The organism is Arthrobacter sp. H20 (assembly GCF_000520515.1).
GTDB lineage: Bacteria > Actinomycetota > Actinomycetes > Actinomycetales > Micrococcaceae > Arthrobacter_D.
In genome coordinates, this window is record NZ_KI914725.1 from 36,306 (window position 1) to 52,430 (window position 16,125).

The following is a 16,125-nucleotide window of genomic DNA, read 5'->3' on the forward strand; positions in this document are numbered from 1 at the left end:
ACCCCCTTCGGCGGCGAGCGCACGAGCCACACCAACGCGCTGTTCCTGTCCGCCCGAGAGCTGGACCGGGTACTTGTTGGCCATGCTTTCGGTGAGTCCCACCCGGAGCAGCAGTTCCATGGCGGTGGCCCGGGACTTCTTCTTGTCACTGCCGATCAGGTTGGGAACTGTCATGACGTTCTCGATCACCGTGCGGTGCGGGAACAGTCCAGCATGCTGGATCACATAGCCGATTGACCGTCGCAGCAGGGCGGCGTCCTGCGAGGTGACGTCCTGTCCATCGATCAGGATCCGGCCGCCGGTCGGCTCGATCATGCGGTTGATCATGCGTAGTGAAGTGGTTTTGCCGCAGCCCGAGGGGCCCACAAACACCGTGATCTTCCCGGTCGGCAATTCAAAGTTCAGATTATCGACGGCGTGGGTGCCATCCGGAAAAGTCTTGCTTACCTTGTCAAACGTGATCACGGTGGCTCTCCAGGTTCCTCTGCACCAGCCCTAATAACCGGCAGTGAATAAGTTGATTCATAGTTACAGCGAATGAATAGACAGTCAATCCGATCTGTGAGATTACTTACATAGTCACTATGTAAAGGACAACGGTTCACCCATGACTTCCGAGGACAACATCCACCGGGTGGTGCTCGACGGCGCCTCGCTGACACTTGACGATCTTATTACTATTTCGGCTGGATCCTCTCGGGTGCAGGTGCCCGACGGCGTTCTCGGCGCCCTGGAGAGGTCGCATGGGCAGCTGGTGCGGGCCCGCGAATCGGGTCGGGTGTACGGCGCAAATACGGGGGTCGGCGCCAATCGTGCGCTGAATGTGGAGCCGGGCGGGACGCCAGCTGAGCGCAGGAAAGCTCACGCGCGGCACCTGTTGCTGAGCCACTGCGCGGGGGCAGGCCGGGTCGATGAGGAGTCAACGGTTCGCGCTGCCATGGCCGTGCGCCTCAATCAGTTCCTGGCGGGCGGCTCGGGAATTAGCACCGGGGTGGTACGGGGCCTGCTGGAAGCTCTGGACAACGGATCGGTAGCCACCATCCATAGCCTCGGTGGTCTCGGGACCGGCGATCTCGCAGCCATGGCTGAACTCGCCCTCACCCTGAGCGGTGACCGGCCGTGGCACACCGGAGGGATCGCTCCGGTGCGCTTCGAGGACACCGATTCGTTGCCGTTCATGAGCTCGAGTGCCCTGACTCTGGCCACCGCAGCGCAGGGAGCCATAGCGACCGAACGGCTGATGAAGAGTGCGCTGGTGGTGGCATCGCTGACCATGCTGGCCCTTGAGGGCTCACCGGAGCCATACGCTGAGGCAGTTCATCAGGCCAGGGCCCACCCGCACCAGGCCGCGGTTGCCGCATCGATGCGCCGGCTGACCGGACCCGACACCCCAGCTGTGCCGGCCCGGCTGCAGGATCCCTTTGCCCTGCGGGCGCTGCCCCAGGTGCATGCGCCGGCGCTCGATGCCCTCCAGCGGCTCAGGTCCATCCTTGAAACAGAGCTCAATGGTGCAGCCGAGAACCCCTTGATGACCTCCGAGGGAGTGTTCCACCACGGGCAGTTCCACCTGGCCATGCTGTCGGCGGCGCTGGATGCCACCCGCACCGCCGTGTATCCGGTGATTTCCCTCTCTGCGGCCCGGCTATCCCACCTGTTCCGGCCCGAGCTGAGCGGTCTCCCGTCATTCCTTTCGGCGGGTCCGCGGGGCAGCTCCGGGTTGATGATCGCCGAGTATGTTGCCCAGGATCTGCTGTCGATTCTGCGCACCATAGCGACGCCTGCGAACGGTCCGGGCATCAGCGTGTCCCTGGGACTCGAGGAGCACGCCGGGTTCGCTACCCAGGGCGCCCGGCAGCTGCGGCACCTCTCAGCGGAGGCGCCCGTCGTCGTCGCGCTTGAAGCAGTGGCAGCGGTGCGGGCGCTCCGGATGGCACCGCACCGGCTCGGCAACGCACCGGCGAGGGAAGCGTTCACCTACCTTGCGGCTGGCCTTGACCCTGGTCAGGAAGACAGGCCGCTGGGAGATGACCTTGCGCGTGCACTTGCCCTGCTGCCCGGCCTTGATCAGTTCTGGGGCTGAAGGGCTGGGCGGTAGGACCTACCGTGCAAGGTGCTCGGTGACTGACTGAAGCTGCTTGTACTTTTCGATCACGCTCTCGTCATCCATGGGACGCAGTTCGTCGGCATAGCTCACCGACATGCGGCGGATGACGCCGTTGCGGCCAATCGCGTACTGTCCCATCCGCCACAGCGGCGGGGAGTAGGCGTGGATGGACACGGATCCATCCACATCGCCGCCCATCCGGTGCACGTGGTCCGGTCCGAAGGAGAAGGAACGCCCCGCCTCGACTACCCGTCGGACCGGTTCGCCGTTCATCCGCGGATTGGCTTCGGTGACCGCGCCCTGGGTGACGACGACGGCGCCAGAGGAGATGTCGTGATCGTGCCAGCCGGTGTCGTCCTGGGTATTCCAGCACAGCAGCCAGACGTCAATGTTGGAGTCCCGGTACACGGACGCGTAGTGGCGTTCGCCGCCCTCGTGGCTGATGTGGTGTTCCCACAGCTCGGGGTGCGCCGCGAGGCTGGTGACCCAGTCCTGCAGTTCCTTCTGGCTAAGGGTTCGCCCGGGCAGGGCAGGAACGTCTGACTCGGTGAGGGCTGCGCCCTTGAACGGTGTGGTGGTCATCGTGGAGTTCCTTTCAGGAGATGTTGAGGGTTGGCTGAGAAAAGTGCGTGGGTGAAGGCGTGCCCGAGCCCAGGATCGCGTGGTTCCGCATAGGGCCGGTCGGATCCGTGAATGATCGGGTCGACGCCGACTACCCGGATGGTCGCGTCAATCGCACGAGTGTCGTAGGAGGACGTCTCGTAGTAGACCAGGGGGTCAACAGCGCCGAATGTGCCGCCGCGGGCTGCCAGCCGCTCATGGTGGAGGGGTGCAAGCCCGGCCAGTGCCACGAACGCCACGCGAAGAGTGGGGTGCTGGGCGCGCCCCACCGCGTGCCAGGCCAACCAGGAGGCGTGCAACTGGGAGACGTAGGGCACCAGTGCCGGCCACCAGGAGGGAGTCCCGGCGGTTGCCGGTGCCGGGCCGGGGTGGATCAGCAGCGGCTTGTCGGAGGCCTGTAGGAGGTCAAGGACCGGCTGCATGCGCAGGATCGCTACCGGGTCTGCCAGGGCCGTGGCGGGCAATTGGAGGCCCACCACCCGGTCATGGTCAAGGATGCGGGCCAGACCGTCCAGGTCGAAGCTGCTCACCGGTGTCGCCGCCCACAACAGGAAGGGGTCACCCAGCTCGATTGCGCAATGGTGCCAGATCTCGATCAGCTCGCGTGATTCCTCGTAGGGCAGGTGCTCGATGCCCAGGGGGCTGGACAGGGAGAGCAGTACCTGGTCTTTGCCCTCGAGCGTCTCGCGGGTGCGGCGGATCTCGGGATCGTGGGCCAGGGGGTCGACGGCGTAGGGCGCTTCGCCGTCGACCAGGAGCTCCCAGCCCTGAAGTCGTGGGTTTTGGGTGCGGGCGCGGAGTGCATCGACAAACGCGGCTGGCCACAGGTGCTGGTGGCAATCAGTGCGCATGATGCCCTTTCGCGGTCGGGATCGGAGAAATAGGAAAATGGTAAGCAAACTGCGGGAGTGAACCGGTTCACTCCATCCATTGAACCGGTTCACACGCCAGTTTGTCAACCGCATAAGGATGCCCACCTCACCCACCTCACCCACCGCACCCACCGCCGAGAAGTGAGATGAGGTGGGTCGACAGGCCCTCAGCCCGCCACGGCTAACTCTTCGGCGGTGGGTTCTCCGGCGCTCGGCGGTCTCCGGCGCTCGGCGGTGGGTTCTCCGGCGGGGGTTTCTTCGGGGTCTTCGGCGGGAGTTGCGCCGCCCCCCGTATGCTGGTCTGATGACCGGGGCCCAGCGGAAAACACTCCAGGACATCGCAGACGCTGCAGGATTGTCGAAGGCTGCGACCTCCTATGCGCTCCGGGGTCTGAGGGGTTCAGAGGCAACCCAGACCCGCGTGCGCGCCATTGCTGATGACCTGGGATACTCGGCCGATCCCATTGCCCGGGCGCTCGCCAGCGGGCGCAGCGGCAATGTGGCAATTGTTGGATCCCTCCGCGATCTATGGCGACAGGGCCTGGCAGTGATGCTGTCCGAGGCGCTCAGGGCGCAGGAACTCTCCTCGATCATCGCCGACGTCGACGGCTCGCCCCAGCGGGAAGAAGCGGTACTCCGCTCCCTGGCGGCCCAGCGGGTCGACGGCGTGATCGTGCTGCCCGTGGATCCCTCGGCCAGCTACTGGGCCGAAGTGCCGGCCCAGACGCGCATCGTGTCTATCGGCGACGCATTGACGGCCCGACCGGAATCGGAAAGCGTCCTGTTTGATAACGAGTATGGGGTCGGCACTGCCCTGCAACACCTGGCTGACCTGGGCCACCGCTCGGTGGGTTTACTGGCGCCGACACTGCCAACCACCCCGGGGCGGCCCGCCGAGGTGCTGGCGCAGAGCCTGGGGGATTCCATGGGAGTGACGGTGACCGTGTCGTCGTCGCCGTCCTCGGTCCACGGGGCGGCCCTGGCGGCAGCCCAGCTGCTCTCGGGTGCTGAACGGCCCACTGCGCTGTTCTGCCTGGGGGATTCGATTGCGTTCGGGGCCTACCGCGCGGCCCGGGAGCTGGGGCTCTCCGTGCCGGAGGACCTGTCAATCCTTGGCTTCGACGACAGCGAGCTGGCCTCTCTGGTCAGCCCGGAACTGACCACCTTCGGGTGGGATGAGCAGGCGATTGTCGACGCCGCGGTCAGCGCGCTCACCTTGCCGGAGGGCACCGGAACCGCCAGTGGCCAGGTGATGTTCCGTCCGGTCTTCATTGAGCGGGGATCGACAGCTCGTCAGCCGCCACCCAGCGTCCCCAACCACTAGCCAGCAGGTTGTTCAGCACTGTGATGTCCTTCCCGTAGGCGCGGTCATTGGTCCCGGCGGGGAGCAGGTTCGATGCCTGGTCCACGAGGGTTCCCAGGCGATGGTCACCGCGGACCAGCGCGTTCTCGGCGAGTCTGACGCCCTGGATCACCGTCAGCAGCTCGCACGCCAGGACGTCGCGGAAACCCAGTGCGGCGTGACCGCAGGCTTCCGCGGCCTCAGCTGAGAAGCTCTGCACATCCTCCTGCCCGAAGGAGGTCTCGATCGCCCCAACGCTTGAGGGCCGTGCGCCGGCCACCAGTTCATGAACGACGCCGACAGCGCGTTTGTGGACAGCCACCATTCCGGCGTGCAGGCCGGGCTGCCCGGAGAGCTGGCGGGGGAGTCCGGTGAACTTCTCGTCCAGCAGGCGGTGAATGCGAGCCGCTGACGTCTCAGCGACGTGGATGAGGGAGAGCGTCAGCCCGTCGAGGGAGGAGGCAAGGTCAAACCCGTCGAACCCGGCAGTCCCAATGAACCGCCCATCGAGGTAGGCCGGCGAATCGGTGACCCCGTTGAGCGCGCGCTCGACGGCGGCCTCCACCGCAGCGATGGAACGCAGCAGTGCGGCGACTGCGGGTCCGAGCACCCTCACGGACAGCGGCGACTGAAGAGTGCGTGGAGCGGGATCGGGTCCAGCGAGTCGGCGGATCGCTCCCAAGACTGTACCGAGCCCGACGTCGGCCCGGGCCAGGGCTGGATCAAAAGGATCACGGCTGGCGCCCACCAGACACACTTCAGCGGCGGTCAGCGCAACTGCCTGGGCTGCGAGGAGGCGGGCGTCATTGACCCTGAGGATGGCGAGTGCGGTGGTGACGGGAACTCCCTCGATCACTGCAACTCCTTCCTTGGTCCCGAACGAGTAGGGGGCCATCCCCGCGTCGGCCAGTACCCCGGCGGCGTCGACGGCCACGCCGTTCACCAGGAACTCTCCCGATCCGGTGAGCGCCCCGCCCAGGTGCGCGAGGGGAATTATTTCCCCGGCCGCCCCAATCCGGGTCCGGGGGATAGCGGGCAGCAGATCGTCGCTCAGCAGCGCGGCCAGTCTGACGCACAGGTGCTCTGACACCCCGGAATCGCCCGTGAGAAAGGTCCGGAGCCGCACGGCAAGAACGGCGCGGGTCTCGAGGGTGCCCAGCCAGGGCGCTGATCCCACAGCCCGGCCCAGCATCAGGTTGTTCTGGTGCCTGGATTGGGCTGCGTCGTCGAGATGAACCTCGCTGGCGGCCCCCATCCCGGTGTTCACGCCGTAGACCGGATCGCCATTCCTGAGGTGGTCGATGACCTCCCGGCGTCGCGCTGAGATTCGGTCAAGCAGCGCGGGCTCGAGCCGGAGCGGGCGGCCAGCTGCAACTTCGGCTATGGCCTGGGCGTTGAGGTCGTCCGGCTCGGCGATGCGCAGCACCGCCAGCTGCGCAGCACCGGTAGGGGATGACTGCATGGCGGTTACCGGTACCTCAGCATGGTTCCAGCATCCGATTGCTCTGCCTTGGTAAGAATCAGGTGAGCCACCGCCACGTCGAGGATCGAGAGCCCACGGTGCCAGAACAGGATCCGTTCGTCGTCGGATTCGCGGCCCGGCTTCTGGCCGCTGACAATCTCGCCTAGCTGGGCATAAAGGGTCTCGGGAGACAGACGGCCGGTGTCCACGTGCGGGCGGAGGGCACCGAACCGGCCCGATTGCGCCTCACGCCAGTCATCGACCACCACCTTGTCCATTACATCGAGCAGGTCCAGTTCGACGGCGCTCACGGTGCCGTAGGGGACAACGAATGCGCCGGGCTTTACAGCGGCGGTGCGCAGCAACGGAGTGGGTTCGTTAAGGCGGGAGGCTTCCACGAGGATGTCGGCGTCGTCGAACGCTTCCTCGGCGGTGTCCACCACGCGCACCGGGGTACTGATCTCGGCGCGCAACTGCTCGGCGAACGCTTCACGGGATTCACGGCGCTTGCTGGTGACCCGGATCTCGTCGAGGTCGAACATGCTGTCCAGCATGGTGACGTTGGAGAATGCTGTACCCCGGGCGCCCACATGGCCAAGGATCCGCGAGTCCTTCCGGGCCAGGTGCTTGGCGCCGACGGCGGTCATCGCGCCGGTACGCACCTCGGTGACCAGGGTAGCGTCCATCACGCAGAGCGGGACGCCGGTGGTCGGATCGTACAGGGTGGCCATCGAAAGTTCGCTGGGTAGCCCCTGCAAATAGTTGGGGACAAAGTCGCCCACCACCTTGACGCCACTGATGCCGTTGGCGCCCAGATTGGATACGTGTCCGCGCAACACATTGAAGTGACCAATGCCGCCGTTGTCGGGCATCAGGTGCATGCGGGGTTCGAAGACCGTCTCGCCCCTGCCATGGGAGGCGACGACGTCGTCGACTGCCCTAATGATCTCGGGGCGGGTGAGCTCCAGTGAATCAATATCCGGGCCGGAGAGAAACCTCAGCCAAATTTCGCGGTGACCCTGCTCTGACATTCGAACCTCCGAGTATGAATTTTTTCATGCAAGTGTCGTGGCTGTGTATCATGCTATTCATAGTGAGTGGGATCACCAAACGATGACGTTACCGGAACCGGGGGCTGCCTGTGCTGAGCGACCAATCATCTGCTGACCGCGCTCATGATTGGCTGGTCAACCTGGCGCATCAGCACCGGGTGTCGCCCACCCAGCGCCGCGTGATCCAGTACATGCTCGCCTCCTTGCCTGACGTAGCGTTTGCCTCAACCATCGACGTCGCTGAGGCTGCGGGAGTCAGCCAGCCCACAGTCACCCGGCTGGCCACTGCCCTGGGCTACCCTGGCTACCTTGAATTTCGCAGCGCCATTCGCGACGTGGTGCGGGGGAGAACGGCTCCACTGAACGGCGTGGGGGTCGTGCCGCCCACCATTCTCGAATGTGAGCAACAGAACATCGGGGCACTCGAGCGAACTGTGGCCAGCGATCAGATGCGGCGTGCCGTCGATCTGCTCGCGGCTACCCAGCCGCTCGGCATCATCGGGCTCCGCGTCTCGGCCGCGCTCGCCGAGTACCTGGGCTACTTCGCCCGCCGGGTGCTCCCTGATGTCCATGTGCTCTCCGATGCAGCTTCCATGGACGATTCCGTCCTCCAGCTGCACCGCAATGGCGCTACAGCAGTGGTGGCCTTCGTGATGCCGAGGTATCCCGCGGCGACGGTCCGGGCGCTGGCGCAGGCCCGTGCGCTCGGGATGGCCACCGTGGCAATCGTTGACAGTCCGCTGGTGCCGTTTGCCAACGACGTCGACGCCCTGTTGGTCGCTCCGGTGGGCGCCGATCTGGTGTTCGATTCCCATGCCGCGGCAGTTGTCCTGTCCATTTCCCTGCTCGACGCCCTCGCCGCGCGGGATCCCCACCGCACCCAGGAACTCCTTGAGGCTCACGAGGAACTGGTGGAGCGCTGGGCCCACCCGCCTCGATGAGTGTCACCCTACTGCCAGCGTCAGGGCACCGTCAGGTGCAGTGGAAGAACGGCGGCGGCGTAACAACCGAGCTGGTGCTGCGGCCCGACGGCGCCTCAGCCGCCACCTTTGACTGGCGGCTGAGTATCGCCACGGTCGGCCGGGACGGCGCGTTCTCGGTGTTCCCTGGCGTGGACCGTTCTCTCATGGCGCTATCGCCCCAGGGTCTGGGACTGGTGGATAACGGACATCAGGTGAACCTTCACCAGTACGGGGTGCACCGATTTGCCGGCGAGAATGAGGTTGCTGCGGTGGGCGTAACGGCCCCGACGCTCGATCTCAACCTGATGACCCGACGGGCGGCCTTCACCGGGGAGCTTCACTACGTCGATCTAGCCGACGAGCAGGTAATCGGTACCGCGTCGGGGACAGCCGTCGTCGTCATGCTGTCCGGAAGCCTGAGCTTCCGCGGCCAGCTGCTGCGGCCCCATGACTCAGTTCTGATTGAGAACGGGCAGGCCGATTTTGTGGGGGAAGCGGGCGTTGCAGTGGCCACCCTTTTCTGTGCGAGCGGTTGCCGCTAGCACCTTCGGACAGCGCGGTTTTGGTCTGCTAATCTGACCCCATGGGGAGTCGTTGGTTTCAGCGTGGGGTTGGCATTGTCATCGCGGTATTGGCAGGGACTGCCGCAGCGCTCCTTTGGTTCGCCGTCGCGAGCGGCGACCCCGAGATTCGTGACGAGCCGACTGAAGGTTTGGTCCTCGGCTTCTGGCGTGTGCTGTACGACTCTGAAGCACCTGCACTGCGGGTGATTCTTGCGGCAGTGGCAATGGCCCTGCTGCTGGCGGTCGGTGTAGCGGTGCTGGAACGGCGCATTGCGTCCAGGTCGCGACGCTCCGTTGACGGGGTCGTGGCTCCGTTGGCGCCGAAGATCGTGATGGCAGCGACCCGAGGAGTCTATGCCGGTCCGGTGACGGTGACCGTCCTCATTCCCTCCCACAATGAGGAGGTATCTCTGCCAGCCACCATTGCCTCACTCCTTGCCCAGTCCCAGCCGCCAGACCGCATCATTGTGGTGGCCGATAACTGCACGGATTCAACTCCCGCCGTCGCCCGCAATGCTGGCGTCGAGGTGTTCCTCTCGGTCGATAACGAGCATAAGAAGGCTGGCGCCCTGAATCAGGTGCTGACTCAGCTCTTGCCCGAACAGAAGCACAACGACGTCGTCATGGTGATGGACGCGGATACCAGCCTCGACGACGGCTTCATCGGGGCCGCCGTCTCCCGCTTCACCAATGACCGGGCCTTGATGGCCATCGGCGGTCTCTTCTACGGGGAGGAGGGGCACGGACTGCTGGGCCAGTTCCAACGCAATGAGTACATCCGTTACGCCCGGGAAATTCGACGACGCAGGGGGCGCGTGTTCGTGCTGACCGGCACCGCCTCGATGTTTCGTCCCGTCGCTCTCCGCACCGTCGCGGAGAGCCGCGGCCAGTCAATCCCCGGCCAGCCCGGCATGGTCTACGACACAGCTGCGTTGACTGAAGACAATGAACTGACGATTGCACTGAAGTCCCTGGGCGCCCAGATGGTGTCGCCCCACCAGTGCACAGTCGTCACGGAGCTGATGCCCGGGTGGCGGACACTGTGGGCGCAGCGGCTGCGGTGGCAGCGCGGCGCTTTGGAGAACCTCGGAGCCTACGGCGTCAGGTCGCAGACCATGCGGTATTGGGCGCAGCAGCTGGGCATTGGTTATGGAGTCATCGCTCTCAGTTCCTATCTGTTGCTGATAAGTCTTGCGCTACTGTCGTTGGAGAATTGGATCTGGTTCCCGTTCTGGCTGGGGATCGGCGCTCTGTTCATGGTCGAACGCGTTGTGACGGTCTGGAAGGGCGGGTGGCGTGCACGAGTGCTGGCAGCGAGCCTGTTTCCGGAGTTGTTCTTCGACATGGTCCTGAACCTGATCTATGTGAAGGGGATACTGGACATAGCTGTCGGCAGGCAGGCGACCTGGAAGCACGTCACCCACGAGACCCCTCACGAGTCGCAGGAGGCCATCAGATGATCAATGCAGCGGTACTTGAGTTACCCACCGGAATTCTGCTTCCGGAATCAATTGTGCACACCGAATTGTTCGCAGTGCTCGCAGCTTTCGTTGCGATCAACACAGTGATGTACGGGGCGCTTGCAGCCTCAAAAGTGTTGCCTAAGCTATATCCGTCCGACTGGGTCAGCGGGCGCAACCGCCGGTCGGAAACGCGGAGCATTCACCCTGACGCGCCAGCCTAGTCTGCCAGCCGTGCCTGATGCAGCCGGTCGTCGAGCTCTTCAAGATCCTTGACCGCCGCGCTGAGAAGCAGCTGTCCGAAGGTTGGCGCAGTCAACACAGGAGCACTACCGAGAGCAAGTGCCACGGCGTCGGGCTCCGGTGCTAGAGGCTTCGATGCGGTACGTTCGCACAGCTCGCGAGCGTCGAGGACTGCCTGCACCAGCGTATGCCGCAGCGCTTCCAGACCCGAGAGACGTTGTTCACCGCTTTCAACCCGGCGGCTCTGAATCCTAAAGGCCGCAGGAAATTCAGGGGTCTCAACCAGGACGGCAAGGCTGCCGGCCTGCGCCGCGTATGCCTGTGCCAGGCGGCGCCCAGCGTCCGATGATGACCGGTTCGGTTCCATGCTGCCTTACGTCGACTGGAGGCAGCACCCCAGCGGGCTGCCCGTGCTGTATCTCCGGCACAGGTGGTCCCGCCCGGATGGTTTAGCTACGGGGGGTTAACGCACAGACCACGTAGCCGGTTCCTCATTCCCACCATAGTGAATGAGTGAAGACCCTGGGGCCGGTTAGGGGATTGGACGCCCGGCGAGTCGCCTATTGTTGATCTATGTCGATCGAATCGGCTCCCGGCTGGGGCGCCTCACAGGTAGAACGTGTTGTTGAAACGGTATTGCCTACGCGCTACGGCGTGTTTCGTATGGTGGGGTACCGAGACTCTGATGACAACGAGCATGTCGCGCTGGTCCGCGGCGACATCGAGGGAACTTCCCCGTTGGTGCGGGTGCACTCCGAATGCCTTACGGGAGACACACTCGGCTCGTACCGCTGTGACTGCGGCGAGCAGCTGGACGCGTCACTGCAGCGCATCAGCGACGAGGGGGCAGGGATAGTCATCTACGTCAGGGGCCATGAGGGCCGTGGCATCGGACTGTTGGAGAAACTGCGCGCCTACGCCCTGCAGGATCAGGGCGTCGACACTGTGGACGCCAACACCTCGCTCGGACTTCCGGTGGATGCCAGGGACTACGAGCAGAGTACCGAAATTCTCCGCGACCTTGGCGTTACCCGGCTTCGGCTGCTCTCGTCCAACCCCGCCAAGCAGGAGGCACTGGAGAGCGGCGGGATCACGGTCACTTCACGCAGCGGACTGTTCATCGCTCAGCGCCCCGAAAACGCCGACTATATTGCCACTAAACGCGCCAGGATGAGGCACGACGGCGAACCGGTCCAGGATGTTTGGCGGCAGCTCACCGAGGGAATTGTTCCTCAGGGGTCGCTCCACGGGCTCGCTGCTGATCTGCTCACCCGGTACGGCCCGCTGGTGCAGGCAATTCGTCCCGATGGCCGGCTGGTGATCGGTCAGCTCGGGCAGAGCCTTGACGGTTTCATCGCCTCGCGTACCGGCGACGCACGCTTTGTCACCGGCAGCGAGGACCGGGAACATCTGCACCGGCTGCGGGCCCTTGTCGACGCAGTCGTTATTGGTGCCTCAACTGTCACCGCCGACGACTGCTTGCTCACCGTGCGGGCAGTGGAAGGGACCAATCCGGTGCGGGTGGTGCTGGATCCCCAGGGCCGCATTCCTCACGCCTCAGCTGTGCTGACCGATGGCGCTGCTCCTACCCTTTGGCTGGTCGGCAGCGAAGCAGTTGTCCCGGTGGATCTGGCCGGACACGTGGGCGTGAAGCGCCTGGCGCGGGAGGATTTTGAGCCACATCGTCTGCTTGAGCTGTTGGCGGATCTGGGCCACCCCCGTGTCCTGGTGGAGGGTGGCGGACACACCGTGTCCCGCTTCCTCGAGGCCGGCGCACTCGACCGGCTGTATCTCACCAGCGCACCAATCCTCGTGGGCGACGGCGTGCCGGGCATCCGGTTTACTGGCAGCGACGCGCTCTCAGATGCTCTCTCCGCTCCGGTCCGGCGTTTCGAGTTTGGTAGGGATGTCTGCACCGAGTTCGACTTTTCGGCTGCCGTGCTCGCTCCGGTTGCGTAGCACTCCGCGAACGGCCAACATCAGCAGTAGCCCAGCGCCGGGCAGCACCGACACCAGGGCGAGCAGCCCGTAGCCAACCGACACCTCGAGTCCCAGTGCGCCTGAATAGTCGAACATCATGAACGCCAACGTGGCGATTCCCTCTCGCGGGCCCCAGCCGCCAAGGCTTAGGGGAATGGACATTCCGGCCAGACAGATCGCGGCGAGAGCGACGACGTCGGCCGCTCCCAGAGCGGGTGCCGTCAACGCCGCCGAAACGGCGAACAACGCGGCGAATGAGGACCAGCCGAGCGCAGACAGTGCCCAGACGGCGACGACGGTCCGGTTGGGAAGTCGGCGCAGCGACGGGAGAGCGGCTATCAGGACAACCACTGCACCGGCGGCAGTAGCTGCTGCGAGGCGCCAATTGGTGGTGAGCAGGGCTGCTGCCGCTGCGAGGAGCACAACCACTGTGCCGGTGAGGCGTTCGCCGAGCACTGACCCAATGCTGCTTAGCCAGGTGGACCGGTGGGCGGCCCGTTGCCGGGCGGTACGGATAGCATCGCCTGCCAAACCGCCGGGCAGCACGGCATTCAGGAACGAGGCCTCGTAACACTGGGTGAGCGCTCCGCCGCAGGGGAGGTGCATCTGGAATCCTCGTGAGACGAGCCGCCAGCGTTGTGCCTGGGCGGCAGTCCCGATCAGCCCAAGCGCCAGTGCGGCGGCGATCGAGGGCGCCGTCACCGCTTCGAGCCCGGCGGTGAAGGGACCGGTGCCAAAGGTCAACACCAGGTAGTAGATGAGAGCTCCGGCGACCACCACCTGGAGGACTCCGAGCCAGCTGCGGCGGCTCACGGGACTCGGCTCACGGGACGCTCACGGGACACGGCTCACGGGTGTGGAATCACTGCCGGGGCGGCAGCGCCAGGAGGTCCCGGTGACCGATCGTCAGTCGCAGTGAGCCCGCGGCGGCCTGCTCGGCTCGTCGGGCCAGCCACTGGTTCAAATCTTCGGCGAGGCTGGGCTCTTCTTCGAGGACGGCGTCCGCCCGATCGCTGAGGAACCGCTCGATCAGTGCCGTGTGTTTCCCGCGGAGCTCCCACGGGGTGTCGACTGTGGTGACTGTGAAGCCGGCGTCGGCGAGAAACTGCTGGGTGAGGTCAACGCCCCGCGCACCGGCGCGGCCGCCGCGGTTCTGGTGCAGGTTGAAGGCCTTGTTGAGGGAGTCATCGAGCGGATCGGCTGGTTCAATGGTCATGGTGCCGGTGACACTGAGGCTGAACAGCGCGGCTGTGTGCGATTCCGCAAGCGCTGCACAGAGGGTGTCGAGCTGCGTGGTCGTGAGCAGGTCCAGGAGAGCCGAACAGGTGACAAACCGGAGATGCCCGGCAGCCTCAGTATCGCCGCGCAGGATCTGCTCAAGGTCTTCAATCCCGGCAACCACTGCTTCGGTCCCAATGACCCCGTCGATCGAGGGCTCGCTCATGGTGTGTTCCAGCAGGGCCGGATCGTGGTCAATCAAGGTCCACTGTTGCTTCAGCTGCGGTTGGGTTGCGTTCAGCTGTGGTGCAAGCCAGGCCTGGTTGGCTCCGGTACCGGCACCAAGGTCGAAGATCCTGACCGGCTGCTCATCGCCGTCGGGAACCTCCTCTGCAGTCAGGAACGCCTGGAGTTCGGCAAGGAGTGGCAGGCTGGCCTGGCGGGCGGCTTCGTCGGCGGGGCGACGGAGGGTGAGCCAGTCGCTGCTGATCGGACGGGGTGCGTCGGGGTCCGTGTTGATCACGGGTGGACGATGTTCAGGAGCGTTGTCGCGGTGTTGGCCCATGTCGGCAGTGTATCGCGACGGCGCAGGGCGGCAGTGCGCCACGACCGTCGCACTGTCGCGTCGGTGAGCCACTCCCGCAACAGAGCTGCCAGTTGCTCTGGGACGTGGGGGTCGACGACGCCGCCCGGCAGCGTCCCTGAGGTTGGAACCGGGCCCAGACCGGTCGCGCTGCCAGCTGCGTGTCCGGTGAGGGCTTCGACGGCGCCGGTCCCCGCTCCCACCACCCCCGGAATGCCACGAGCCAGTCCCTCGGTGATGACCATCCCGAATGTCTCGGCCACAGACGGGAGGAGCAGGAGATCGGTCCGCCCCCATTCGGCGTCGAGTGCTGATCGCTGAAGAACGCCGGGGAAGGTGATGCGACCCGGCTCGAAGCGCTCGGCCAGGCTGTGCAGCCTCCTGGCATGGGAGCTGCCGCCCTGGCTGGCTCCGCCCACCAGGGCAGCTGTCCACTGCAGGTCGGCGACGCCGGCGAGCGCTGAGAGCACCATCGAGTGGTTCTTCCGGGGGGTCAGTGACCCGAGCATCAACAGGTGCGGCGGGGTGCTGCCGGTGGCCAGCGCTGCCGGTTCAGTGCCGGGAAGCACTGCACGCACCCGGTCCAGCCGGTAGCGCCGGATGAGGTCGTCCCGGGCCCAGTTGCTGGTACTTATGACGCCGCTGGCATGGTGCAGCGCCGCCTTTTCGGATGTGGCGAAGGCAGTCATCTCCTGCTCGGTGAGCCCGGTCTCCGCGGGGAGCGGCAGATGCACCAGCACCCAGACGGTGATCCCGGCGTTTACTGCAGTGCTGATCGCTTCGGGGGCCGCCGACGCCATGATCCCGTCGACCAGGACCACCGAATTCTGGGTCACTGAGTCCGGGACCACCGAATCCTGGGCTACTGGCTCCTGGCGAATCGCTGCGGCAAGGGTTTCATGGTCCCGGGGCGAGCCGTTGGGCCAGGCGCCAGGTACGGCAATCGTTTTCACCCGGTGTCCCGCGTTACCGAGCGCGGCGGCCAGACGATCGTTGTAGATGCTGCCTCCGCTGGGTCCGCCCAGGGCAGCGGGAATCACCAGGGTCAGGTCCATGCGGGGACTAGTCCTTGACGTCTGCTGACTGGAAGTCCACCGAGTAGCCTGCCCACGCGTCGGGGTGTTCGCGGAGCACCACGTCTAGTCCGGCGAAGGGAGCGTTGTCGAAGCGCTTGCCCAGCATGTCGGCGATATAGCGGGCTACTGCCTCGGTGGTGGAGAGGACGCCGTCGAAATCTGGATGCTCATCAAGATTCTTGTACCGCAGTCCGTCCAGGACGTCGCTGAGCATAGCTGTAGCCTCGCCGATGTCGATCACCACTGAGTGCTGGGTCAGCTCACGACGCCGCCAGGTCACCTCCACCACGAGGGTGGCGCCGTGTAGGCCCTGGGCTGGGCCGAAAAAAGGGTCGGGAAGGCTGTGGGCGATCATCACGTGGTCACGGACGGTCAGGCGGTACATGGGTCTCCTGGGATAAGGGGTGGTGCGGGGTAGGTGAAGACTATGCGGGCTTGTCGGCGCCAGGATAGGCAATCACGTGGCACAGGGCTGGCAGGGTCCCGCTGGAGAGGTCCTGCATTACGTTCGGTAGGTCTTCGAAGAGGGACGTTCCGCTGAGCAGTGCATCGAATGCCGGATCCTTCAGCGCATCAAGGGCAGTGGC

At 65.2% G+C, this 16,125-nt stretch carries 17 protein-coding genes; 7 read left to right on the plus strand and 10 right to left on the minus strand.

What is annotated here, in order from left to right:
- A partial coding sequence (locus Y703_RS18730; RefSeq protein ID WP_155849447.1) for an ATP-binding cassette domain-containing protein occupies positions 1–465 on the minus strand: 465 nt, incomplete at its 3' end.
- A 142-nt stretch (positions 466–607) separates the two neighbouring features.
- Here Y703_RS18730 and Y703_RS0108265 point away from each other — a divergent pair.
- Entirely contained in the window at positions 608–2,080 is a 1,473-nt protein-coding gene (locus tag Y703_RS0108265; protein WP_026552337.1) for an aromatic amino acid lyase, read from the plus strand.
- An 18-nt stretch (positions 2,081–2,098) separates the two neighbouring features.
- On the opposite strand, the gene Y703_RS0108270 is transcribed toward Y703_RS0108265, so the two are convergent.
- Positions 2,099–2,686 (minus strand): cysteine dioxygenase, encoded by a 588-nt coding sequence (locus Y703_RS0108270; protein ID WP_026552338.1) that lies wholly within the window; start codon positions 2,684–2,686, stop codon positions 2,099–2,101.
- Positions 2,683–3,576, minus strand: coding sequence for an amidohydrolase family protein (locus tag Y703_RS0108275; RefSeq protein ID WP_026552339.1), 894 nt, complete (start codon positions 3,574–3,576; stop codon positions 2,683–2,685). The genes Y703_RS0108270 and Y703_RS0108275 overlap by 4 nt, the downstream gene beginning before the upstream one ends.
- Before the next feature lie 325 nt (positions 3,577–3,901).
- On the opposite strand from Y703_RS0108275, the gene Y703_RS0108280 reads away from it, so the two are divergent.
- Complete coding sequence (locus Y703_RS0108280) at positions 3,902–4,921, plus strand: LacI family DNA-binding transcriptional regulator (RefSeq protein ID WP_026552340.1); 1,020 nt, start codon at positions 3,902–3,904, stop codon at positions 4,919–4,921.
- Here Y703_RS0108280 and Y703_RS0108285 read toward each other — a convergent pair.
- Positions 4,866–6,401 (minus strand): aromatic amino acid lyase, encoded by a 1,536-nt coding sequence (locus Y703_RS0108285; protein WP_051427408.1) that lies wholly within the window; start codon positions 6,399–6,401, stop codon positions 4,866–4,868. The genes Y703_RS0108280 and Y703_RS0108285 overlap by 56 nt on opposite strands.
- Before the next feature lie 5 nt (positions 6,402–6,406).
- Positions 6,407–7,432 carry an ornithine cyclodeaminase family protein gene (locus Y703_RS0108290; protein WP_026552342.1) on the minus strand — a complete coding sequence of 342 codons (1,026 nt, stop codon included), beginning with the start codon at positions 7,430–7,432 and terminating at the stop codon, positions 6,407–6,409.
- 110 nt (positions 7,433–7,542) lie between these two features.
- Between Y703_RS0108290 and Y703_RS0108295 the strand changes: the two genes are divergently transcribed.
- From Y703_RS0108295 to Y703_RS0108310, 4 genes are read left to right on the plus strand one after another with little or no spacing between them, the layout of a single operon-like run.
- The gene (locus tag Y703_RS0108295) at positions 7,543–8,394 is read left to right on the plus strand and encodes a MurR/RpiR family transcriptional regulator (protein ID WP_026552343.1); all 852 of its coding nucleotides are present in this window, start codon (positions 7,543–7,545) and stop codon (positions 8,392–8,394) included.
- Positions 8,391–8,957, plus strand: a complete 567-nt coding sequence (locus Y703_RS20780) for a HutD/Ves family protein (protein WP_051427409.1) — start codon at positions 8,391–8,393, stop codon at positions 8,955–8,957. The genes Y703_RS0108295 and Y703_RS20780 overlap by 4 nt, the downstream gene beginning before the upstream one ends.
- A 41-nt stretch (positions 8,958–8,998) precedes the next feature.
- Positions 8,999–10,438 carry a glycosyltransferase family 2 protein gene (locus Y703_RS18740; RefSeq protein ID WP_035764292.1) on the plus strand — a complete coding sequence of 480 codons (1,440 nt, stop codon included), beginning with the start codon at positions 8,999–9,001 and terminating at the stop codon, positions 10,436–10,438.
- On the plus strand, positions 10,435–10,662 hold the full coding sequence (locus tag Y703_RS0108310; RefSeq protein WP_253907971.1) for a hypothetical protein: 228 nt from the start codon (positions 10,435–10,437) through the stop codon (positions 10,660–10,662). The genes Y703_RS18740 and Y703_RS0108310 overlap by 4 nt, the downstream gene beginning before the upstream one ends.
- Here Y703_RS0108310 and Y703_RS0108315 read toward each other — a convergent pair.
- Entirely contained in the window at positions 10,659–11,048 is a 390-nt protein-coding gene (locus tag Y703_RS0108315; protein ID WP_026552345.1) for a hypothetical protein, read from the minus strand. The two genes, Y703_RS0108310 and Y703_RS0108315, sit on opposite strands and share 4 nt — an antisense overlap.
- Before the next feature lie 206 nt (positions 11,049–11,254).
- On the opposite strand from Y703_RS0108315, the gene ribA reads away from it, so the two are divergent.
- On the plus strand, positions 11,255–12,640 hold the full coding sequence (ribA, locus tag Y703_RS0108320; RefSeq protein WP_026552346.1) for a GTP cyclohydrolase II: 1,386 nt from the start codon (positions 11,255–11,257) through the stop codon (positions 12,638–12,640).
- Here ribA and Y703_RS0108325 read toward each other — a convergent pair.
- The 4 genes from Y703_RS0108325 to Y703_RS0108340 are packed head-to-tail and all read right to left on the minus strand — an operon-like array spanning position 12,542 to position 15,923.
- Positions 12,542–13,474 carry a lysylphosphatidylglycerol synthase transmembrane domain-containing protein gene (locus Y703_RS0108325; protein WP_081743446.1) on the minus strand — a complete coding sequence of 311 codons (933 nt, stop codon included), beginning with the start codon at positions 13,472–13,474 and terminating at the stop codon, positions 12,542–12,544. The genes ribA and Y703_RS0108325 overlap by 99 nt on opposite strands.
- A gap of 49 nt (positions 13,475–13,523) precedes the next feature.
- A complete protein-coding gene (locus tag Y703_RS0108330; RefSeq protein ID WP_155849445.1) occupies positions 13,524–14,444 on the minus strand; it encodes an SAM-dependent methyltransferase in 921 nt (306 codons plus the stop codon).
- Entirely contained in the window at positions 14,399–15,517 is a 1,119-nt protein-coding gene (locus tag Y703_RS0108335; RefSeq protein WP_026552349.1) for a glycosyltransferase family 4 protein, read from the minus strand. Before Y703_RS0108335 ends, Y703_RS0108330 begins: the two co-directional genes overlap by 46 nt.
- 7 nt (positions 15,518–15,524) lie before the next feature.
- Positions 15,525–15,923, minus strand: coding sequence for a 6-pyruvoyl trahydropterin synthase family protein (locus Y703_RS0108340; RefSeq protein WP_026552350.1), 399 nt, complete (start codon positions 15,921–15,923; stop codon positions 15,525–15,527).
- Between the last annotated feature and the right edge of the window lie 202 nt (positions 15,924–16,125).